This window comes from Paraburkholderia sp. MM5477-R1 (genome assembly GCF_050436385.1).
Lineage (GTDB): Bacteria > Pseudomonadota > Gammaproteobacteria > Burkholderiales > Burkholderiaceae > Paraburkholderia > Paraburkholderia tuberum.
The window spans coordinates 2214611-2236743 of the sequence record NZ_JBNDMC010000006.1 but is presented as its reverse complement, the minus strand read 5'-3'; the positions used below and the strand labels follow the sequence as shown (position 1 = coordinate 2236743).

General features: G+C 64.6%; 14 protein-coding genes. 9 read left to right on the top strand and 5 right to left on the bottom strand.

The annotated features are described in order from the left end of the window. Positions 1-81: 81 nt before the first annotated feature. Genes OKW35_RS28700 through OKW35_RS28690 form a run of 3 tightly spaced genes read right to left on the bottom strand, consistent with a single transcriptional unit; the run spans position 82 to position 2702 of the window. Positions 82-735, bottom strand: coding sequence for an ABC transporter ATP-binding protein (locus OKW35_RS28700; RefSeq protein ID WP_429553793.1), 654 nt, complete (start codon positions 733-735; stop codon positions 82-84). Beyond that, positions 732-1481, bottom strand: coding sequence for an ABC transporter permease (locus OKW35_RS28695; RefSeq protein WP_429553874.1), 750 nt, complete (start codon positions 1479-1481; stop codon positions 732-734). Before OKW35_RS28695 ends, OKW35_RS28700 begins: the two co-directional genes overlap by 4 nt. A 54-nt stretch (positions 1482-1535) precedes the next feature. Further along, positions 1536-2702, bottom strand: a complete 1167-nt coding sequence (locus OKW35_RS28690) for a hypothetical protein (RefSeq protein WP_429553873.1) — start codon at positions 2700-2702, stop codon at positions 1536-1538. 404 nt (positions 2703-3106) lie between these two features. Here OKW35_RS28690 and OKW35_RS28685 point away from each other — a divergent pair, with 404 nt between their 5' ends. From OKW35_RS28685 to ltrA, 9 genes are all read left to right on the top strand, one after another. Then, positions 3107-4315, top strand: a complete 1209-nt coding sequence (locus OKW35_RS28685) for a capsule biosynthesis protein (protein WP_429553792.1) — start codon at positions 3107-3109, stop codon at positions 4313-4315. Next, the gene (locus OKW35_RS28680; protein ID WP_429553791.1) at positions 4308-5093 is read left to right on the top strand and encodes an SDR family NAD(P)-dependent oxidoreductase; all 786 of its coding nucleotides are present in this window, start codon (positions 4308-4310) and stop codon (positions 5091-5093) included. The genes OKW35_RS28685 and OKW35_RS28680 overlap by 8 nt, the downstream gene beginning before the upstream one ends. Continuing rightward, positions 5094-6629: an LTA synthase family protein gene (locus tag OKW35_RS28675; protein WP_429553790.1), complete on the top strand. Its 1536-nt coding sequence runs from the start codon at positions 5094-5096 to the stop codon at positions 6627-6629. Then, positions 6626-14302 carry an SDR family NAD(P)-dependent oxidoreductase gene (locus tag OKW35_RS28670; protein ID WP_429553789.1) on the top strand — a complete coding sequence of 2559 codons (7677 nt, stop codon included), beginning with the start codon at positions 6626-6628 and terminating at the stop codon, positions 14300-14302. Before OKW35_RS28675 ends, OKW35_RS28670 begins: the two co-directional genes overlap by 4 nt. Beyond that, positions 14302-15216: a UDP-3-O-acyl N-acetylglycosamine deacetylase gene (locus tag OKW35_RS28665; protein ID WP_429553788.1), complete on the top strand. Its 915-nt coding sequence runs from the start codon at positions 14302-14304 to the stop codon at positions 15214-15216. Before OKW35_RS28670 ends, OKW35_RS28665 begins: the two co-directional genes overlap by 1 nt. 23 nt (positions 15217-15239) lie before the next feature. After that, a complete protein-coding gene (locus OKW35_RS28660; RefSeq protein ID WP_429553787.1) occupies positions 15240-16577 on the top strand; it encodes an aminotransferase class I/II-fold pyridoxal phosphate-dependent enzyme in 1338 nt (445 codons plus the stop codon). A 35-nt stretch (positions 16578-16612) separates the two neighbouring features. Then, positions 16613-17323, top strand: a complete 711-nt coding sequence (locus OKW35_RS28655; protein WP_429553786.1) for a GNAT family N-acetyltransferase — start codon at positions 16613-16615, stop codon at positions 17321-17323. A 97-nt stretch (positions 17324-17420) separates the two neighbouring features. Continuing rightward, entirely contained in the window at positions 17421-18851 is a 1431-nt protein-coding gene (locus OKW35_RS28650) for a mannose-1-phosphate guanylyltransferase/mannose-6-phosphate isomerase (protein WP_429403167.1), read from the top strand. A gap of 481 nt (positions 18852-19332) precedes the next feature. Next, entirely contained in the window at positions 19333-20700 is a 1368-nt protein-coding gene (ltrA, locus tag OKW35_RS28645) for a group II intron reverse transcriptase/maturase (protein ID WP_429551605.1), read from the top strand. Positions 20701-20938: 238 nt separating this feature from the next. Here the strand turns inward: ltrA and OKW35_RS28640 are convergent, their stop codons facing one another. After that, the gene (locus OKW35_RS28640) at positions 20939-21193 is read right to left on the bottom strand and encodes a hypothetical protein (protein WP_090805865.1); all 255 of its coding nucleotides are present in this window, start codon (positions 21191-21193) and stop codon (positions 20939-20941) included. A gap of 208 nt (positions 21194-21401) precedes the next feature. Beyond that, on the bottom strand, positions 21402-22088 hold the full coding sequence (locus OKW35_RS28635; protein ID WP_184060269.1) for an HAD family hydrolase: 687 nt from the start codon (positions 22086-22088) through the stop codon (positions 21402-21404). Positions 22089-22133: the final 45 nt, after the last annotated feature.

Sequence of the window (22133 nt, the reverse complement as noted above, 5' to 3'; positions counted from 1 at the left end):
TGTGCGGTAAATCCGACGTTTCGTTGCTAGACGGCGGTATCGTTCGTGCGTCTTCGGCTACCTCAATGCTACGCTGTGATGCTATTGCTCGTTTGCTTGGTAGAACGCGAAAGCATTCTCGACTTCTTCAAATACATTCAGTGTCCCATTATGAAGAACCGCCGCTCGCTGACAATGGCTCCGGATGTATTCGGGACTATGCGACACGACGATCATGGCGCGGTCTTTGCGCTTTTCGAACAGCTCGACGTGGCACTTCTCATGAAACCGGCTATCGCCGACCGCGACGATTTCGTCGATCAAGAAGCAATCGAATTCCACCGCCATCGAAATAGCGAATGCGAGCCGGGCACGCATTCCCGACGAATACTTCTTTACCGGTTCGCGCAGATATCCGCCCAGTTCGGAAAAGTGCTGTACGAACTCGATGGCGGGGGGAATAGGGGCGCCATACACCCGGCAGATAAACCGAACGTTATCGAGGCCGCTCAAACTTCCCTGGAACGCGCCGCCGAAGGCCAGAGGCCAAGAAATGCTGATGCCGCGATGCACTCGTCCGCTGGTCGGTAGCTCCGCGCCGCTAATCAACCGGATCATCGTCGATTTGCCAGCACCGTTGCGGCCGAGAATCCCGATTTTCTCGCCCTTTGCAACCGATAGATTGACATTATCGAGAACGGTCCTCGCGCCTTGACGGGTGTGGTAGACCTTCGTGACGTTTTCGAGCGTGATCATTCCGGCTCCACCCTGCGGCCAGTTTCTCTCACAAGAGCAAGACCGAAAAGCGTCATAACGAGATTGACGAGCGCCAGATAGTAAGGATCTTCATAGGTGTGGACCGCTGAGCCGAAGAAACCGTGGCGGATCATCTCGGTTCCGTGCACCATGGGAATCCAAAGCGCCATTTGCTGCGTCGATTTTGGCAGCCAGTCGACCATATAGGCCGCACCGGAAAGTGGGAACATCAGGTAAGTGAAGATATGCCACACCCGTTCGACGATTTCCGAGCGCTCGGATGCAGCGCCGACAATCAGGCTTAGTGCGTACGCAAACCATGCCAGCAATACCCACGCGATGATTACGGTCAAAATGTCGACTGGCGGTTTCATCAACCCAATGATGCTGAAGATGATGGTAAGCGTAATGAACGACGAAGTCGCACCGGAGATTTCGAGCAAAATCCGCGCTGAAAAGACGTCAATTACGCGAACGTTGCGGTGATACATCAGACTATGGTTTACCTCGATCGCCTTGACGATGCGATTGCTGCAATTGCGCCAAAGCAGGATAGACGAATACCCGGTAAGCGAGAATGTCGTAATGGGCAGGTTCGAGCCATGAGTCGCCTTGCTGAGCACCCAGAGCGTCGTAATACCCAGAGTGAACAGCATCGGTTCGAAGAATAACCACAGGAACCCGATATTGTGGCGGCCATAACGGGTAATTACCTCGCGCATCAGCAATGCGCCGATGACCCGCATCTGAATGTTGAAGGAACGCTTCAACGAAGTCGATATTGAACCAGCGCTCACTTCCTAGTCCTTATGCTCATGCAGCCCGGCAACGAGCAGCGTCAGGATGCCCCAGATGATCATGCCGAGACCGAATACCTCGAGAATACCTTTCAGGCGATGTGGCTCGATTGCAATATCAGGGTCGTTCGGTTCGACGAGTCGTTCGAGATACAGTTGTTTGCGCTGGGCTTCCGCGCGCGCAGTTTCGAGCGCCGTCATCGCGGATGCGAGCTGCTTGTCCGCGAACTGCACGTCGAGTTGCAGCCGGGCGTAACTGGACGCTTTGTCCGACAGCGAACCCTTTCCGCCGACCACGCCGCTTTCGGCGTCGCTGATCTGCCGCTGAAGGCTGGCGATGTTTGCCTTGAGCGCGCCAATCTGCGGATTGACCGGGGCGATCGCTTCGAGAACCGTTAGCTGATTTTGCGCGGCATACAGCTGCTGGTGCAGTCCACTGAGCTGAATCAGCTGTTGAGCGGATTCCTTGTCCGGGTCGAACACCGTGTGGTTGTTACGGTAGCTGGCGAGTGACAGTGCGGCGTCCTTCGCTTTGGCAGCCGCTTGATCGACTTCGCGCTGAGCGAATTGCACGGCGTCGTCAGCGGCGCGCTCGTTCATCCGATTGATCAACTGCTCGCTCATCGAAAGCAGCTCAGCATTGATCCGGTGCGCGTCGTCCGCGCTAAATGCATGGACCTTCAGCGTGGTAATCGACGAAGTGGAATCGAAGTCGACTTCAACCACGCGTTTCTGGTAATACTTCCACAGTGACTCGAAGCTGCGGTCGCGATCTATTCCAGGAAAGCGGGTAAATATGTCACCGTTATGACGGCCGAACGCTTTCTGAATATAGTCGTCGTGATTCAGAAGATTCAGTGCGTCGCGGGACTGAATATAGTCAATGACCGGGTAAGTGTCGTCGGTTGCGCGCGAAAATCCAGTGCCCTGCAGCAATGCACCGACCAAACCGGACTGGGACGCCTGGCGTTGCGGACTGCGCACGACAAATCGCGATTCGGAAACGTAGACATCCGACGCAACCAATCCAAAGTAGCCAATGGCAAGGGTGGTAGGCACCACCACTGTCAAAACGAAAAGTCGGTTGACTCTCTTGATGCGTTCGACTAAAGCCGTCTTCCCCGTAAGCGGCAAGGCCGCCGTATTTCGTGAGCTAGATACAGTGTCCAACTTCTTGTCCAGACTGAATGGTCTTGCTCTTCCTCGCGACCGCGGGTGCGAGTCGCTGTAAAAGAGCGAAAATGCCTTGCAAGCTGTGTTGCCAGTCTCGCGCAAACGTTTTGCATGGGCCGATGCTGTCCTGCGTGCCCAACGCCTCGTCATCTTCTGGGCAAACGGGCATGGGCGAGTGATTATATCCAGCAGCTATATCGCGCGCCATCACGTTTTTTTGCACCCAACACATTGCAAAAAATTTTATTGAACTTGAGTATTTTGAGATTGAGTGTTGTATTCTTCGGACCTCGCTTCTAACCACCTCTTGACTAATTCCAACAATTCCGAGGCCACCGGGGGAGGGCGCATTGTTTGGCGCGTCCTGACGGGCAAGCTCGGGCGTAATTCGACGTCCTTTCATGTATCGCTCCTTTCTTGCCTTGCAAGGCACGGCGTCGCCGTTCTTTAGCCGTCTTGCCGTCGCATTGCGCGCGCGCGGGCACGCATTGCGCCGAGTCAATTTCTGTGGTGGCGATCTCACGTACGCCGGTGTCGGCGACGCTTTGGACTTTGCTGGGCCGGCACGTGAATTAGCGGGGTGGTACGAAGCGCAGTTGAGTACAGGGAGTCTCACCGACGTAATAATGTTCGGCGACTGCCGCGAAATCCACCGCCCAATCCACCCGATAGCCCAGGCCCACGGCCTGCGCGTCCACGTATTCGAAGAAGGCTACGTCCGCCCGCATTGGCTAACGCTGGAACAACACGGCGTCAACGCCCGCTCGCAATTACCCCGCGATCCCGCCTGGTATCTCGACCGGCGCCGCTTCACGCCACCGAGCCCGGTAGGAAAGCCCACCGGCTACAACCTGTTCGAACGCGCATTCCACGACATCCGCTACCGAGCCGCCAACACGCTGTTCGCGCCGCGCTTTCCGCACTATCGCAGCCATCGTCCGCGCAACGGCTTCTTCGAATACGCGGGGCTTGCTACCCGCGCATTGCGTCAGCGCCAGCATCACAAAGACTCCGATCAAGTCACCCGAGATCTGCTGGACGCAAAGCAGCCGTACTACATCTTCCCGCTACAACTGAATTCAGACGCGCAAATCGTCGTTCACTCGCCATTCGAGGGCGTACGCGAGGCAATCACCAAGGTCCTGACGTCGTTCGCGACGCACGCTCCGGCGGACACCTGCCTCGTCATCAAGAACCACCCGCTCGACACCGGCCTGATCGACCACCGCAGTCACGCGCTGCAACTCGCCCGCGACCTCGCCATCACAGATCGCCTGCGTTTCATCGACGCCGGCCATCTACCGACGCTGCTGGACAACGCGCGCGGCGCGGTGGTGGTGAACAGCACGGTGGGCCTGTCGGCGCTGCACCACCGCCGCCCGTTGATGGCGCTGGGTTCGGCCATCTACAACATGCCCGGCCTGACCTGGCAAGGCTCGCTCGACGATTTCTGGCTGCACGCCGACCAGCCCGACATGAACCTGTACCAGGCCTTCCTCGACTACGTCGTCCACCACACGCAAATCAACGGCGACTTCTACACGAAGACCGGCATCGCGATGGCCGTAGCGGGAGCGATGCAACGCCTGGAGGCGGCTGCGCATGCGTAAAGCCGCACCGCGCTACATCGTGATCACCGGCGCGAGTGCCGGTCTCGGTCGCGCGCTCGCGTTGGCTTATGCTGCGCCTGGCGTCGTGCTGGGCCTGATCGGCCGCGACGCCGACCGCCTCGAAGCGGCGGCGCAAGCCTGCCGCGCCGAAGGCGCAACAGTGCAGACCGCCCTGATAGACGTGCGCGACGCACAAGCCATGCAAATCTGGCTGCACTGTTTCGACGACGCGCACCCGATCGACCTGCTGATCGCCAACGCCGGCGCGGCCAGCACGCTCGCATCCGCGACCGACTGGGAAGACCTGGCGCGCACGGCCGCGATCGTCGACACCAACTTCTACGGCGCGATGCATGCGGTGCTGCCGGTGATCGCCCGCATGCGTGCGCGCAAACGCGGCCACATAACACTGATCAGCTCGCTTGCCGCGCTGCGTGGCATGGCGATTTCGCCGGCCTACTGCGCGAGCAAAGCGGCGATCAAGGCCTACGGCGATTCGGTCCGTCCGATCCTGTCGCGCGACGGCGTTCGCATGTCGATCGTTCTGCCGGGCTTCGTGAAGACGGCAATGAGCGACGTGTTCCCCGGCGATAAACCATTCCTCTGGTCCGCCGACAAAGCAGCCCAACACATCCAGCGCAAACTGGTAGCCGGCCGTGCCGAAATTGCGTTTCCGAGCCTGCTCGCGTTCGGCATGCGGCTGTTGCCGTTGCTGCCCGCGGTCCTCGCCGATGCAATTCTCGGCGGCCTGTCGTATCTGCCGCGCGGGGAGCATTGAGTGAACGCGACGCTCGCGCTCAGTTTCGCGGCCGCTGCCGGCCTTGCGCTTCTGCCGGAAGCGCTCGCGCAGCCGCGTGCGTCGCTGCGTCGCTCGCCGCTTGCGTTCGCGTTGCATATCGCGGCAATCGTGTTCCTCTGCGCGTGCGTGTTGCTGATCACTGGGCGAGTTGGCTTTTCGGCGTTCGTCGCGATTGCACTGGTCGCGCTGCTGGCGGGCGTCAGCAACGCGAAATACGCGTCGCTGCGCGAGCCGTTCGTCTTCACCGACCTGAGCCTCTTCAGTCAGCTATTCGCGCATCCGCGTCTTTATCTTCCGTTCCTGAGCGTGGGCACCGTCGTCGCGATCGTGCTCGGCATCGTCGTGGTCGTCGCGGCGTTTGTCGCGGACACGCCGCTGGCGCATCGGCCCATCGCCGCGCTTTTGCTCACCGCGTGCGCATCGATTGCGGCCGCCTACGCATGCGCCGCGCGCCTGCCGTTATCACTGCGTGCCGTCGACGATCAGCAACGCCACGGCTTTTTCGCGGTTTTCATCGCCTATCTGCTGAACGGCATGCGCCCAGCCACTGTGCGTCAGTTGCGCACCGCGCTCGCCAACGGTCCGTTCGCGACCGGCACGCTAGGCACGATGCCCGATGTGATCCTGATCCAGAGCGAGTCGTTCTTCGACGCGCGGCGCCTATCCATCTCGATCGATCCGTCGATCCTGCACAACTTCGATCTCGCGCGCCGTGAGTCGATCCAGCACGGCGAGCTGACGGTGCCCGCGTGGGGCGCGAATACGATGCGCACGGAGTTCGCGGTGCTGACGGGCGTCGACCAAACGCAACTCGGTTATGCGCGCTTCTACCCGTACGCTTTTGTACGGCGCGCGTGTGCGTCGCTCGCTTCATGGTTCAAGCACGGCGGCTATCAAACGCTCGCGATTCACCCGTACTACGCCGACTTCTTCGGCCGCGAGCGGGCCTTCAAACACTTGCAGATCGATCGCTTCGTCGACATCGAGGCATTCGCCGACGCACCGCGCGCGGGCCCGTACGTCGCCGATATGGCGGTCGCCGATGCGATCATCGAGGCACTCGACGAACCGCGCGATAAACCCGCGTTCATCTTCGCGATGACGATGGAAAACCACGGCCCGCTGCATCTGGAAACGGTTCGACCCGGCGAGGCCGCCGCTTTCCATTCGCTCGGCGACGACGAGCAATGGCGCGACCTGACCGCTTATCTGCGGCATCTGGCGAACGCCGATGCGATGCTCGGCCGGCTGCTCGACGCACTGCGCGCGCGGCGCCGCGACACGGTGCTGTGTTTTTATGGCGATCACGTGCCGGCGCTTTCGCACGTGTACGCGCAATTTGACAACGAGCCCGCACACAGCAACTACTTTATCTGGCGCAACTATGGTGAAGCGCCAGCTACCCGAACAGATCTTTACGCCGGGCAACTTGGCGTCGCCCTCGTGGAAGCGCTTGCGCCGGCTGTATCGCGCGAGACGCCGACGCGCACGCTGCACCCAACAGAAGAACGATGACCAAACAGATTGCGATTGTGGGGATGGCCTGCCGCTTCCCCGGCCATGTTGAGAACCCCGAAGATTTCTGGGCGTTGCTGCGCGACGAAAAAGATGCGGTGACCGAGGTGCCGGCCGATCGCTTCGGCACGGAGTTTTACCAGCACCCGTCGAAGCGCGAAGCGGGCAAGAGCTATACGTTCTCCGCCGGCGTGCTAGACGACGTCGCCGGTTTCGATGCGTCGTTCTTCGGCATCTCTCCGCGTGAAGCGCAGCAGATGGACCCGCAGCAGCGTCTGTTGCTCGAACTCGCGTGGGAAACCTTCGAGGACGCGGGCGTACGCCCGCGCGACATGGAAGGCAGCAACTGCGCGGTCTATGTCGGTGTCGCGAGCCCGGACTACGGCAATCGTTTCGTCGACGATCTGAACGCGGTCGACCCGTATTCGGCGACCGGCAACACGCTCAGCATCGCGTCGAACCGTCTGTCGTATCTGTTCGACCTGCGTGGGCCGAGCGTATCGGTCGATACCGCGTGCTCGTCGTCGCTGGTCGCGTTGCACCAGGCGTGTCAGGCGCTGCAGGCAGGCGACGCCGAAGTGGCGCTCGCGGGCGGCGTCAATCTGCTGCTGCATCCGTTCGGCTTCGTGACGTTCTCGAAGGCGTCGATGCTGTCGCCGCGCGGCCGCTGCCGTGCGTTCGACGCGACCGGCGACGGCTACGTCCGCTCGGAAGGCGGCGCGCTCGTGATGCTGAAAACGCTGGAGCGCGCGCTTGCCGACGGCGACACGATTCATGCCGTCATCGCGGGTACGGGCGTGAACTCGGACGGCTACTCGCAGGGCGGCATCAGCGTTCCGGGCGCGGCGACTCAGGCCGCGCTGCTGCGCACGGTTTATCAACGCGCGGGCGTCGATCCGCGCTCGCTCGCTTATGTCGAAGCGCATGGGACCGGTACCGCCGTCGGCGATCCGATCGAGGCGCGCGCATTGATGAGCGTCGCGTCGGCGGGGCGCCCCATCGATCGGCCGCTGCTGATCGGTTCGGTGAAGACTAACGTCGGTCACCTCGAAACGGCGTCGGGCATGGCCGGACTGATCAAGGCGATCCTGTGCCTGAAGCACCGCGCGGTGCCGAAAACGCTGCATTTCGAAACGCCGAATCCGGCGATCGATTTCGTCGGCGGCCGGCTGCGCGTCGTCGACCGTCTGACGCCGCTCGAATCGCCCGATGGCGCCGACGCGCCGCTCGTGGTCGGCGTCAACTCGTTCGGTTTCGGCGGCACGAACGCGCACGTCGTGCTGCGCGAGGCGCCGGTTGCAAGAGCGACTGACACGGCGCAGCCCGACTCCAGCAACGCAACGGCTGCGCTCACGCCGCTCGTGCTATCGACGCGCGCCGCGGCCGCATTGCAGAACCTCGCGGCGCGCTATCTGGCAGCGCTCGATCAAGGCGCGTCGTGGAATCTGTTGGCTGCGAATGCCGCGCATCGCCGGCAATGGCTCAAGCATCGCGCGATCGTCGCACCGTCGACGCTCGCCGAAGCGCGCGCGGCACTCGTCGAGCTGACCACGTCGGTGCAAGAGCACGCGGACATGGCGCTAGTGAAAGGTGAAGCACCGGCCGACGATGGCCGTCTCGCGCTGGTGTTCTCCGGCAACGGCTCGCAGTGGGCCGGCATGGGCAAGCAGTTGCTCCAGCAGGAGCCGGTGTTCAGCGCCGCGCTCGAAGAGATCGACGCATTGTGGCGCGCCGACGGCAGCGTTTCGCTGCTCGACATGTTGCGCGCAGGCGTGAGTGCCGAGACTCTCGCGGCCACCGAGCATTCGCAGCCGCTGCTGTTCGCGATCCAGGTCGGTGTGGTGCGCGTGCTCGAAGCGCGTGGCGTCACATATGACGTGTGCGTCGGCCACAGCGTCGGCGAAGTCGCGGCGGCGTGGGCGTCGGGCGCATTGACGCTCGCGCAGGCCGTGCGCGTCATCAAGATCCGCAGCCGCGCGCAGGCGAAAACGCGCGGCACCGGCCGCATGGCGGCCGCCGGTCTCGGCGAAGCGGCGATCCGTGCGTTGATCGCGCAACACGATCTCGACGCGACGGTGGAAGTTGCTGGCGTCAACAGTCCGCAGGCGGTCACGCTCGCCGGTCCGCTCGACGCGTTGCAAACGCTCGACGCGGCTGTCAAGGCGAGTGGTCGTTTCTTCCAGATGCTCGACCTCGACTACGCGTTCCACAGCTGTCAGATGGACCCGATCGAGTTGGACGTCCTCGTGGGTCTCGCGAACCTCGCGCCGGGTGAGACCACGCGCGGCTTCGTATCGACGGTGACGGGCGACGAACTGGCGGGCACCGAACTCGACGCGCGCTACTGGTGGCGCAATATCCGCGAGTCGGTGCGATTTGGCGACGCGATCGCGCGCATCGCGCAGAACGGCGTGCGTCTATTCCTCGAAATCGGCCCGCATTCGATTCTGCGCACCTATGTGACGCAAACGCTCGACGACGCGCGCATCGCGGGCCGCTCGCTGGCGACGCTCAAGCGCAATCACGACAGCGCGGAGACGCTGCATCACGCGCTGCACGCGATGATCGCGAACGGCGCGAACGTCGACGTCGATCGTTTCGCGCCGCGAGCGTTGCTGAGCCGACAGGTGGCGCTGCCGTCGTATCCGTGGCAACACGAACGCCATTGGCTCGGCCCGACCGCCGAGGCCTACAACCTCGTGTACCGCCGCCGCGAGCATCCGCTGCTCGGCTATCGCCTGCACGAGCACGCGCTCGCGTGGGAAAACCAGCTCGACCCGGCGGGTCTGCCGATGCTGGCCGACCACGTCGTCGATGGTGGCGCGGCGTTTCCGGGCGCCGGCTACGTCGAGATGGCACTGGCCGCCGCGCGCGTGCATTTCGGCACCGCGAGCTGCGCGGTCGAGAACGTCGAAATCCGTTTGCCTGTCGTATTCCAGCCGCAGCATTCGAAGCTGTTCCGCTTCACCGTCGACGTGCGGACCGCGAACTTCACGATCGAAACGCGCGATCGCATGTCGGACGAAGCGTGGTCGCTGAACGTGACCGGCCGTTTGCTCGCGAGCGGTTGCGCGCTCGGCGACGCGGCGGCCAACTTGCCGCTTTTCGATCTGACGAGCCTGCTCGCGCAGCCTGCGATGTCGGGCGACACGCTGTACGCGAACACCGCCGCGATCGGCCTGAACTACGGGCCCGCGTTCCGTTGGGTGCGCGCGGTCCACGTCGACGCAAACGCCGACATGGCGCTTGCCGAAGTCGACATGCCCGCGGTGCTCGCGCAGTCCGCTGACGCCGCGAACGCCTACGCATTGCATCCCGCGCTGATGGACAGCGGCTTTCATCCGCTGTTTGCGCTGCTCGCTTCGCCGCGCCATGGCGAGATCGAGCATGCGGCTTATGTGCCGGTGCAACTGGGCCGCATCGACTATCTGCGCGGCGACGCGATTTGCTATGTGCTCGCGCGCATCGAGCGGCGCAGCCCGCATTCGGTCGTCGCATCGTTCGAATTCGCCGACGCGCAGGGCGCGGTCGTCGCGCGTCTGAGCGCCTGCCGGTTCCGTCGCGTCGATCTGCTGAGCCGCCGCCAGCAGGCGCCTGGACGCTATACGTATATCGTCGAAGCGAAGCCGCTTGCCGCCGATGTCAACGCGCACGCGTTGCCCACGGCCGCCGCGTTGCTGGCCGATGCGACGAGCGTGCTCGCCGTGCAGGAAGACGAAGCGCGCCGGCACACGCACCTGACCGAGATGCTGCCGCTTCTCGACGTGCTTGCCGGGGTGTACGCGTTGCAGGCGCTCGATGCGCTCGACGTGTTCGCGCAGCCGGCGCTGCCCGATTGCGCGCATCCGGCGTTGCTTGCGCGGCTCGTGCAGATCGTCGTCGAAGATGGTCTCGCGCGTCGCGAGGGCACCCGCCTCGTGCGCGACGACGACGCCTGCGCGAACCTGCCCGCCATCGACGAGCTGTGGCGCGAGCTGCTCGCGCAATCGCCCGCGCATGTGGCGGAACTGACGCTGCTCGCGCATTGCGGCGCGGCGTTGCCTGCCGTGCTGCGCGGCGAAGTGAGTGGCGCACAGATTCTGCCGCCGTCGCGCAGCAGCCTCGTCGAGCATTTTTTCGAAGCGTCGCCGACGTGGACGCATGCGAATGCGCTGACCGGTGCGTGTCTGCATCGCGCGATCGAAAGCTGGAGCGAGCCGCGCCGTCTGCGCGTGCTCGAACTCGATTCGCCTCTCACCGACGTGCTGCAACCGCTCGCGATCCACGTGCCGGTCTCGCGTTGCGATTACACGATCGCGGGAACGCGCGAGCAGTTGAGCGGCTTCGACACGACTGAGCATCCGTCGCTCCATATCGCGACCGTCGAATTCGGCGATGCGCCGCGTCTCGTTGGCGTCGACGCGGGCGAGCGCTACGACCTCGTGGTCGCGAGTCACGTGCTCGCCGGGCAAAGCGAGCCGCGCGCGCTGCTCGCCGCGTTGCGCGGCTGGCTCGCGCCGGGCGCACTGGTGGTGATCGCGGAGCCGCGCAACAGCCGTTTCGCGGATCTGGTGTTCGATCTCGACGCGGACGCCGCGCATGCCAACGCGCGGCGCGCGGCGTGGCTGTCGCCGCAGGCGCTGACGCAACTGCTCGAACAGGCTGGCTTCGAACAGGTCGCGCGCCATACGGAGCAGGGGCTCGATCTCGAAGGCGCGCCGACGCTGCTGGTAGCGCGGGCGCCGCTTGAAGTGGCTGGGAACGATGCGGCGGGCGCGACTCAGGCGAGCACGTCGCCTGCGCATTGGTCGTTGCTGTACGCGACGTCCGACGCGATCGACGACACGCTGAGCACAGCGCTGCGAGCCGCCGGCCACACGACGTCGAGCACGACGCTTCAGGCATTGCGTCACGATATGAGCAAGCTGGCCGCGCCGGCCGGGGGTGGGCAGCACATCGCGCATCACGTGGTGTTCGTTGCGCCCGATCAGCCGTTGTCCGCCGACGCGGACGGCGCCGAAGTGATGCACGCGCAGCGGCAGACCACGCTCGCGCTCGCACAGCTCGTGCGCGACCTCGCGGTGGCGTCGAACGAAATGCGCCCGCAACTGTGGATCGTCACGCGCGGCGGCGCGCCGGTCGCGACGCCGTTCGTGGATGCCGCGTCTCTGCGTCCCGAGCAGGGCGCGCTGTGGGGGCTCGTGCGCGTGCTGGCCAACGAGCATCCCGAACTATCGTGCCGTCTGATCGATGTGTGCGCGACGCAAGCGGACGCGGGCGCGTTGCTCGCGCGCGAACTGCTTGCGTCCGACGGCGAGGAAGAAGTGCTGCTGACGCCGCGCGGCCGCTACGTGACGCGTATGCTGCCCACCTCGAACGCGGCGCTGCGCGACATCGCGGCCGAGCCGCTGCGTGCGCGCAACGAAGCGGCGGTGCTCGGTTTCGCGTCGCCGGGTTCGTTGCGCAACCTCGAATGGTTCCCGCTGCCGCAGAGCGAGCTCGCTGCGGATGAGGTCGAGATCGAACCGGCCGCGACGGGCCTCAATTTCCGCGACGTGATGTACGCGATGGGCCTGCTGTCCGACGAGGCCGTCGAAAACGGCTTCGCGGGCGCGACGGTCGGCATGGAGCTGTCCGGGCGCGTCGTACGCGTCGGCCGCGACGTGCAGCGTTTCGCGGCGGGCGATGCGGTGCTCGGCTTCGCGCCGGCATCGTTCGCGAGCCGAGTGCGCACGAAAGCGGAAGCGATTGCGCTCAAGCCCGCGCGTCTGACGTTCGAGGAAGCGGCGACCGTGCCGACGACGTTCTTCACCGCGTACTACGCGCTGTGCGAGCTCGCGCGTCTGCGCCGTGGCGAACGGGTGCTCGTGCACGGCGCGGCGGGCGGCGTCGGGATCGCGGCGATCCAGCTCGCGCGGCATCTCGGCGCGGAAGTGTTCGCGACCGCGGGCGGCCGCGAGAAGCGCGAGTTCGTGCGTCTGCTCGGCGCCGATCATGTGTTCGATTCGCGCAGCCTCGCATTTGCCGATCAAATCCGCGAGCGCACGCAAGGCGCCGGCATCGACATCGTGCTCAATTCGCTGGCCGGCGAAGCGATGGTGCGCAGCATCGATACGCTGCGTCCGTTCGGTCGTTTCCTCGAACTCGGCAAGCGCGATTTCTATGAAAACAGCCGCATCGGCTTGCGGCCGTTCCGTAACAACATCAGCTATTTCGGCATCGATGCGGACCAGTTGATGAGCGCGTTGCCGGGGCTGACCGCGCGTCTGTTCGAAGACGTGATGCGGCTGTTCGCGGACGGTGTGCTGCATCCGCTGCCGTATCGCGCGTTCCCGGCCGAGCGCGTCGAGGAAGCGTTCCGCCATATGCAGCAGGCGCGGCAGATCGGCAAGATTCTGGTCACGTATCCGGCCGGCACGCCGAGCCCCGCGCGTTCGGCGCAAGCCAGCGCGACGCTGCGACTCGATCCGGCGGCCGCGTATCTGATCGTCGGCGGCACGGGCGGGCTTGGCTTTGCGAGTGCACGCTGGATGATGTCGCGCGGCGCGCGTCATCTGGTGCTCGCGAGCCGCTCCGGCACGCTCGCGCCCGAACTGGCCGAAGAAACCGCACGCTGGCGCGCAAGCAACGGCACCGAAGTGCGCACGGTCGCCTGCGACGTGACCGACGCGGCCGCGCTCGATGCGTTGCTCGCCGACCTCGCGCAACGCGGCACGCCGTTGAAGGGCGTGCTGCATTCGGCGATGGCGATCGACGACGGTCTCGTGCGCAATCTCGACGACGAGCGCTTTGCCGCCGTGCTCGCGCCGAAGGTGGCGGGTGCGTGGAACCTGCATCGCTCGACGCGCGACCTGGCGCTCGATTTCTTCGTGCTCTATTCGTCGGCGACGACCTTTCTCGGCAATCCGGGGCAATCGAGCTACGTCGCGGCGAACAGCTTCCTCGAAGCGCTGATCGCGCAGCGGCGCGCGGCCGGCTTGCCGGGCACCTGCATGGCATGGGGTCCGCTCGACGACGTCGGCTTCCTCGCGCGCAACGCGGAAACACGTGAAGCGCTGCAGGCGCGGATCGGCGGTGTGTCGATCAGCTCGGCCGAAGCGATGGCCGCGCTCGAACGCGCGCTCGTCGCGATGCATGCGGGCGAGGCGGTGGTGCGGCTCGATTGGCACGCCCTAGCGCTCGGCATGCCGGCGGCGCGCGCGCATCGCTATACCGAGCTGCAGACGCGCGGCAGACACGAACCGGCGCCTCAGGGCAGCGTGCAGATGCGCGAGCAGATCGCGGCGATGGCGTTCGACGATGCGCAGCGATTGGTCGAGGAGACGCTGCAGGCGCAGATCGCGCGCATTCTGCACATGTCGCCGGAGAAGATCGAAACCGGCCGCTCGATTCTCGACATGGGCATGGATTCGCTGATGGGCATGGAACTCGGCATGGCCGTCGAAGAGCGCTTCGAGGTCAAGCTGTCGATCATGACGATGGCCGAGGGCGCGACCGTGCGTTCGCTCGCGCAACGGATCGTCGAGTCGATCCAGACGCAGGATGAGGCTGCGGAGCCGAACGGCGCCGCTGCGCAGATGGCGGCGCAGGTCGCGGCAGTCGCCGCGCAACATGCGCTCGATGTGGGTGCCAACGCGCTGGCCGACGTGGCGGATGCGCTGTCCGCTCAGTCGAGCGCGACGGAGCCCGTCTAATGCGCGCGCCCGCGGGCTGGAGTCATCGGGAGGGGACGCTCGCACGCGTGCTGACGGTGAGCGGTCACGGCTTGCACACGGGCCGGCGCGTGAACGTGCGGATCCTGCCGGGCACGGCCAACAGTCCGCGCGGCATCGTGTTCAGGCGCATGCAGCAGGGTCGCGTGCTGGCCGAATTCGCGGTGAGTCCCGCGTTGCGGCGCGGGCAGCCGCTGTGCACGATGCTCGAATCGGCCGATGGTGTGCGCGTGCGCACGGTCGAGCATCTGCTGGCTTCGCTGCTAACGTGCGAAATCGATCGCGCGACGATCGAGCTCGATGCCGAGGAGGTACCGATTCTCGACGGCAGCGCGCAACCTTGGCTCGACGAGATTCGCGCGTGCGGACGCGTCGAGCTACCGCATGCGAAGCGCTTCATTCGCGTGCTGCGGCCCGTGAAGATTGCCGACGGCGCCGGCACGCGCGACGAACGCAGCATGTCGATCGAACCGGCAGCCGCCTATGAATTGAGTGTGCGCAACGATCTGAAGGGCTTCGGCGAATTGCGCTGGGACGGCGCGCTGACGCCGGCGAGCTTTGCCGGCGAGATCGCGCCGTCGCGCTCCTATGGACGCGTCAAGTGGGCGATCCCGGCGATCGCGGCGGGCTACGTGCGCGGCACGCCGATTCTGCGCGGCGCGCGCCTGTCGTGCACGGCGGCGATCGTCGGCAATCGGGTGCTCGGCGGCATGCGCGTGCCCGACGAGTTCGTGCGGCACCGCGTGCTCGATCTGGTCGGCGACATGGCGATGGCCGGTGCGCCATTGCTGGGCCGCGTGAGCGCGTTGCGGCCGAGTCACGAAATGAACTACCGGCTCGTCGCCGCGCTGCTCGCGGATCGCGACGCGTGGGAATGGGCGGAATTCGCGAGCTGAACGTACAGGATTAGCGAAACACTATGGGACTGGGTGATCACCTTCGCCAGCAACTCGCCGCGAAGGCGTTGATGAGGCAGCTGGAGCGCGTGTCCGACGAGGCGCGCGAGCCGGGCGCGCCGCTCGCGGCGAGCGGCACTCGCGCGGCGCAGGACGCCGCGCGCGCCGAGCTGTGCAGCTTCGAAAGCATGCCGGGTTATCAGCAGGTCGAGATCCTGCGGCAGATGGGCGACAAGCTGCACGTTCAATCGCCGTTCTTTCGCGTGCATGAAGGCGTGGCCGGCGCGACGACGCGCATCGGCGGCGCCGAGTATCTGAACTACGCGAACTACAACTATCTCGGTCTCGCCGGCGATCTGCACGTATGTGCGCGGTCGAAAGAGGCGATCGACCGCTATGGCACGTCGGCGTCGGCGAGCCGCATGGTGGCGGGGGAGCGGCCCGTACAGCGCGAACTCGAAACGGCGCTCGCGTCGTTCTACGAGGTCGACGATTGCGTCGTGTTCGTCAGCGGCCACGCGACCAATGTGACCGTGATCGGCTCGCTGTTCGGTCCTGGCGACCTGATCGTGCACGACTCGCTCGCGCATAACAGCATCGTGCAGGGCGCGCAATTGAGCGGCGCCAAACGGCTGAGCTTTGCGCACAACGACTGGCAGGCGCTCGACGCACTGCTCGCGCGCGTGCGGCACGACTACCGGCGCGTGCTGATCGCGATCGAAGGCCTGTACAGCATGGACGGCGACATTCCCGATCTCGCGCAATTCGTCGACATCAAGCGCCGTCACGCGGCGTTCCTGATGGTCGACGAAGCGCATTCGCTCGGCGTGCTCGGCGAGCGCGGCAAGGGCGTGCGCGAGCATTGCGGCGTGGCGAGCGGCGACGTCGATATCTGGATGGGTACGCTGAGCAAAACGCTGGCCGGTTGCGGCGGGTTTATCGCCGGCACGCAGGCGTTGATCGATATCCTGCGGCACCTCGCGCCGGGCTTCCTGTATAGCGTGGGGCTCGCGCCTGCGTTGGCGGCGGCGTCGCTCGCGGCGCTCGAGCGTCTGATCGCCGAACCCGAGCGGGTCGCGCGCTTGCGCGCACGCGGGCGGCAGTTCATCGACGAGGCGCGTGCCGCCGGTCTCGATACCGGCAAGAGCGCGGGGTATGCAGTCGTGCCGATCATTTCCGGCAGCACGCTGAAGGCCGCGCAATGGGCGAACGCGATGTTCGCCGAAGGCATCAACGTGCAGCCGATCTTCTATCCGGCCGTCGAGGAAAAGGCGGCGCGCCTGCGCTTTTTCATCTGCTCGACGCATGAACCCGAACAGATCAGCCGCACGATCGTCGCGCTCAGGCGCATCGCTCGCTAACCACACCGCAACAATCAAACACAGGGCAGCCTGTCATGTATGCCGTAGATCCTGCGCGCGCGGATTCGCCCGATCGCGAACCCGAACCGCCCGCGCTGCGCTGTCGTGCCGCGCGCGCAGACGATGCCGAAGCGTGCGCGCCGCTCGTGTTCGCATCGGGCATGCGCGAATTCGGTTTCTTTCTCGGCGAGCCAGCCGATGCGTGCACCGAGTTTCTCGCGTTTGCGTTTGCATCGAAGCTCGGGCGCTTTTCGTATCGACGCCACCGTGTGGCCGTGACTGAAGGCGACCAGCCGGTCGCGGTGCTAGCGCTCCATGACGGACGCAACACATGGTTCGACGATCCGCATGTCGCGCTGATGCTGCTGCTGTTCTTCGGCCTGCGCCGCACGGTTCGCATGCTGTTGCGCGGCCTTGTGCTCGAAAGCGAGTTGCCGGCACCGAAGTCGTCGCAGACGCTGATCGCCCACTGCGCGACGCATCAGCGCCTGCGCGGCACGGGCGTTTTCAGCGCGCTGTTTGCGGATGCGATGCGCGCGCGGGAGTTGATGAATTCGCAGACTCGCGCGGCGCATGGCGAACACGATCGGCAACAGCTCGTGCTCGACGTGTTGGTGAGCAACAAGCGCGCATACGCGCTGTACCGGCGTCTCGGCTTCGTCGAATTGCCGCGCCGCGCGCCGGTTTCGGCGCGCTTGCCGCGCGAGCTCGAGTCGGTGCGAATGGAGTGGCTTGGCAAGCAATAAGTGGCGCGGAAAAAAAGACGGCCAGCAACGGACGACGCAAGCAAGACGCAGATGCTCGATGCAGTCGATTGATAAGACACAAACGAGGACCTGAAATATGCACATCCATCCCGTAATTCTTTGCGGCGGCAGCGGCACACGACTGTGGCCGATGTCGCGTGGCGGCTACCCGAAGCAGTATCTGGCACTGACCGGCGAACACACGCTGGTCCAGCAAACCGCGTTGCGCCTGCGCGGCATCGATGATGTGACCGCGCCGATCGTCGTCACGAACAACGAGCAGCGTTTTCTTGTCGCCGAGCAACTGCGCCAGGTCGACGTGGGTTCGTCGCGCATCGTGCTGGAAACGGCGAGCCGTAACACGGCGCCGGCCATCGCCGTGGCGGCATTGCTCGCGTTGCGCGACGCGCCCGACGCGTTGCTGCTGGTGCTGCCGTCCGATCACGTGATCGCCGGCGAGGCCGCGTTCGTGAAGGCGGTCGAAGCGGCAGCACAGATCGCGAAAGACGGGCATCTGGTCACGTTCGGCATCGCGCCGACCGAGCCGCATACCGGCTACGGTTACATCCGCGCGGGCGCGGCGCTGATCGACGGCACGCAGACGTTCGCGGTCGACTCGTTCGTCGAGAAGCCCGATGCCGCGACCGCTCAGCGCTTCATCGACGAAGGCCGTTACTACTGGAATAGCGGCATGTTCATGCTGAAGGCGTCGACGTATATGGACGAACTGCGCCGCTACGAGCCGGAGATCGCGCGTCAGGCCGAACTGTCGCTGCACAGCGCGCAGCAGGATCATGATTTCGTGCGACTCGATGCCGAGGCGTTCGCCGCCTGCCCGAACCTTTCCGTCGACCACGCGGTGATGGAGAAGACCCAATGCGCGGCCGTCGTCGCGGTCGCCGATCTCGGCTGGAACGACATCGGTTCGTGGACCGCGCTCGCGGACATCGCCGAGCGAGATGCGCAGAACAACGCGCTGATCGGCGACGTGCTGACCGAGGCGGTCAGCAACTCGTACATTCGCGCCGAGCATCGGCTGGTGGCGGCGATCGGGCTCGAGAACGTCGTGATCGTCGAGACCGCGGACGCGGTGCTGGTCGCGCATCGGGATCAGGCGCAGGACGTGAAGAAGATCGTCGCGCAGCTCAATGCGATGGGGCGTCACGAGTCGGTCACGCATCGTCGCGTGGTGCGGCCGTGGGGGTCGTATGAAGGCATCGATAGCGGCGAGCGCTTCCAGGTCAAACGCATCGTCGTCAATCCGGGCGCGCAGCTGAGTCTGCAGATGCATCATCATCGCGCGGAGCACTGGATCGTCGTGAAGGGCACCGCGCTCGTGACGAACGGCGACAAGGAAATCATGCTGACCGAAAATCAGTCGACCTACATTCCGCTCGGCGTCACGCACCGGCTGCTGAACCCCGGCAAGATTCCGCTCGAGTTGATCGAGGTGCAGTCGGGCGCGTATCTCGGCGAGGATGACATCGTGCGGTTCGAGGATACGTACGGGCGTGTGGCGAAGGTTTAACGCCGTCGACTTTTAGCCTCGGCGACGTGTTTCAAAGGCCACCGGTCGAAGGACCGGTGGCTTTTTTCATTGTGCGCCGAGCATGCGCAACAGCTTGGGGGTGTGAGTCCCCTGTCCAACCTGATGGTGGTGAAGGACTAGCGAAACGCAAGGGCGTCGTCGTGAGGCGGGGTCTGAAGGAAGCGTGTAGCAAAGCCATGACCTGACGAACAGAAACCAGATGCGAGGCCTACCTAGCCGGACGAGCAAGCAATTGATTGCGAAGTCCATAGCCATCAAGGGCTGGGGTGGTAGATCTGGCAGGTGTGTGGTGAAGGCGGTTGCGCTTACCTCGGGAGGCCTGCATGGCGTCCTGGAATCAGGACTGAGCGGCTCGCAAGGGCCGTTGACCACCGTGCAGGAGTCAGCAGAGGGCATATTAGGGCGGCGACGCCTGAAGGCCCGAACGGAAAGGAGCGGCGAGTAAGCCGGAGAACTCGACATGGGAGAGCAGCAGAAAACGCATCGCGTCCTCGACAGCGGAAGCAGGGGTGAAGCCCCGATGGCTGCTGGTGGAGGGGCTGAACCTACGGCGGCGAACCCCGAGTCTGAAAGCCCGTCGGCATATGACCGACTGATGGAAGAAGTCTGCGAAAGGGGGAACCTGAAGCAGGCGTTGAAGCGTGTGAAAGCGAACAAGGGCGCACCGGGCGTGGACGGGATGACCGTTCAGGCATTACCGGCGTACCTGCGGGAGCATTGGCCGTCGATACGGGCCACGCTGCTGAACGGCACATACAAGCCTCAACCTGTGAGACGGGTCGAGATACCCAAGCCGGATGGTGGTGGCGTGCGCAAGCTCGGCATCCCCTCTGCGCTTGATCGATTCGTCCAGCAGGCGGTCTTGCAGGTGTTGCAAAGGCAGTGGGACCCGACGTTCTCGGAGTCCAGCTACGGCTTCCGTCCGGGCCGCTCGGCACATCAGGCCGTGGCGCAGGCGCAAAGCTACATCCAGTCGGGGTACCGATGGGTTGTAGATCTGGATCTGGAGAAATTCTTCGATCGCGTGAGCCACGACATCCTGATGAGTCGGGTGGCAAAGCGAGTCAGCGACAAGCGAATGCTGAAGCTGGTCCGCTCCTTCCTGACGGCGGGTGTGATGGAGCACGGGCTGGTTGGTGCGACGGACGAGGGCACACCCCAGGGTGGTCCCCTGTCCCCGCTATTATCCAATCTGATGCTCGACGATCTTGACCGGGAGCTTGAGCGACGCGGGCTGCGTTTCGCGAGGTACGCTGACGACTGTAACGTCTACGTACGCAGCGAACGCGCGGGCCAGCGTGTGATGGCGGGGCTGAAGGCCTTCCTCGCCGGCAGGCTGAAGCTGACGGTCAACGAGACCAAGAGCGCGGTCGCACGGCCACACACGCGGAAGTTTCTGGGGTTCACCTTCTCGGATCGGGACAAGGTCAAACGGCGTATTGCGCCCAAGGCGCTGTCCCGCCTCAAGGAGCGCATCCGGGAATTGACTCAACGCACGCGCGGGGTCAGCGTCGACCAGATGATCGGCGCGCTGAAACGTTATCTGGCAGGGTGGCGGGGCTACTTCGGTTTCTGCGAAACGCCCAGCGTTCTGCAACGCCTGGATGAATGGATACGCCGCCGCATCCGCTGCTTCTTCTGGAAGCAGTGGAAACGGGGCCGCACAAGATTCCGGGAGCTGACAGTACGCGGCGTCAGCCGAAACCTTGCTGCCCAGACGGTCGGTTCGCCACACGATGCGTGGCGGCTGAGTTGCAGTCCCGCGCTGGGCATCGCCCTGTCAAACCGTTACCTTCGCTCGCTGGGGCTTCCATCACTAAGGCCATAGTCGATTAACCGATCCGAACCGCCGTGTACGGACCCGTACGCACGGTGGTGTGGGAGGGGCCGGGCCGCGAGGCCTGCCCCTATCCCGATTGCGTGAGCGCATCCGGAACCCGACTTACCGCACGCGAAGGGACCTTCGAAAAAGAGCATGAAGCGCGCGATGCGGCCCGATCGTACCAACCCGGGCCGCAACCCATGCGTGATTGCGCCGTCGTACGCAGCGGCGCTGGGCCTCGTGCTTACAGCGGCACGATCTTGACCGGCTCCGGATGGCAGACCGGGGTGTAGACCGGCCCGCAGCCGTAATGCACGGGCTGGCAGGGGTTGTAGGAGGGCGGGTTGTAGTACGACGGGCCGCGAACCGGCGGTTTTTCGCCGTAACACGAAGGCGGGTATTCGTGCGGGAAACACGAGTGGCCGCCGCGCACGGACTGTGCAGCTGCGTGGTCGAGGTCGTCGCAGCGCGACAGGTCGGCAAGGGTCAAGTTCGACATGATGAATCTCCGGCAACGTTGGATGGGTATCGAGCGCGCAAATGCTTTGCGCCCGGTCGTTCCAGTTGCACGCACCATGCCATGCGGCGGGATTCAACGTCTGTGCTGGGTCGAGCGCTGATCGACCGGATCTGCGCAGTCGAAAACTGATCGGCGTTGACCAACTTGCGGCAAGCCTGTGTCGTTCAACCGCCAACACGTCGGTCGATCAGCGCGTGCCCCATCCCGCGAGCAACGCCGGTAGCTCGGCCATCTCCCTGAACACGTGCACCGCGCCCGCGCCATGCAACGCGGTCGCGCTGCTATGGCCGAGGTGCGTCGGGCAATAGCCGAATACCGTCGCGCCGGCCGCGACGCCCGCGGTCGCGCCCGTCACCGTATCCTCGATGACCGCACAGCGTGTCGGCTCGACGCCGAGTGCCGCGGCCGCGGCGAGGTAGACGTCGGGAAACGGCTTGCTGCGCGGCGTTTCGTGGCCGCTGAAGATGCGTCCGTCGAAGCAGTCGAGGATGCCGGCCTTCACGAGCTGCAATTCGATCTTGATGCGATCCGCGCCCGACGCCACCGCGATGCGTCCATTCAACCTCTGCTGCAGCGCGCGGACCGCGAAAGGCGCGCCGTCGATCGCGCGCAACTCATTGTCGAGCGCCACGTTGCGACGCGCGCGGAACTGCGCCAGCCACCCGGCCGTGATCGCGAAGCCGGTGCGCGCCTCGATCAATGCGGCTTCGTCCCTGACCATCTTGCCGACGAAAATGCGCATCGTCTCTTCGACGCTCAAATGCCAGCCGAGCTCGCCGAGCATCTCGGTGAGCACGCGGTTCGTGATGGGTTCGGAATCGACGAGCACGCCGTCGCAGTCGAAGAGCACGGCGTCGAAAGGAAAATCGGCCATCGGGGAGGGTAGGGATAAGGTCGCGGACCGGCAAGGATACCGCAC

What these genes read in the sequence shown, in the direction of transcription:
- OKW35_RS28700 (WP_429553793.1), bottom strand. Translation starts at nt 735, where the DNA reads ATGATCACGCTCGAAAACGTCACGAAGGTCTACCACACCCGTCAAGGC.
- OKW35_RS28695 (WP_429553874.1), bottom strand. Translation starts at nt 1,481, where the DNA reads ATGCGGGTCATCGGCGCATTGCTGATGCGCGAGGTAATTACCCGTTAT.
- OKW35_RS28685 (WP_429553792.1), top strand. Translation starts at nt 3,107, where the DNA reads ATGTATCGCTCCTTTCTTGCCTTGCAAGGCACGGCGTCGCCGTTCTTT.
- OKW35_RS28680 (WP_429553791.1), top strand. Translation starts at nt 4,308, where the DNA reads ATGCGTAAAGCCGCACCGCGCTACATCGTGATCACCGGCGCGAGTGCC.
- OKW35_RS28670 (WP_429553789.1), top strand. Translation starts at nt 6,626, where the DNA reads ATGACCAAACAGATTGCGATTGTGGGGATGGCCTGCCGCTTCCCCGGC.
- OKW35_RS28665 (WP_429553788.1), top strand. Translation starts at nt 14,302, where the DNA reads ATGCGCGCGCCCGCGGGCTGGAGTCATCGGGAGGGGACGCTCGCACGC.
- OKW35_RS28660 (WP_429553787.1), top strand. Translation starts at nt 15,240, where the DNA reads ATGGGACTGGGTGATCACCTTCGCCAGCAACTCGCCGCGAAGGCGTTG.
- OKW35_RS28655 (WP_429553786.1), top strand. Translation starts at nt 16,613, where the DNA reads ATGTATGCCGTAGATCCTGCGCGCGCGGATTCGCCCGATCGCGAACCC.
- OKW35_RS28650 (WP_429403167.1), top strand. Translation starts at nt 17,421, where the DNA reads ATGCACATCCATCCCGTAATTCTTTGCGGCGGCAGCGGCACACGACTG.
- ltrA (WP_429551605.1), top strand. Translation starts at nt 19,333, where the DNA reads ATGGGAGAGCAGCAGAAAACGCATCGCGTCCTCGACAGCGGAAGCAGG.
- OKW35_RS28640 (WP_090805865.1), bottom strand. Translation starts at nt 21,193, where the DNA reads ATGTCGAACTTGACCCTTGCCGACCTGTCGCGCTGCGACGACCTCGAC.
- OKW35_RS28635 (WP_184060269.1), bottom strand. Translation starts at nt 22,088, where the DNA reads ATGGCCGATTTTCCTTTCGACGCCGTGCTCTTCGACTGCGACGGCGTG.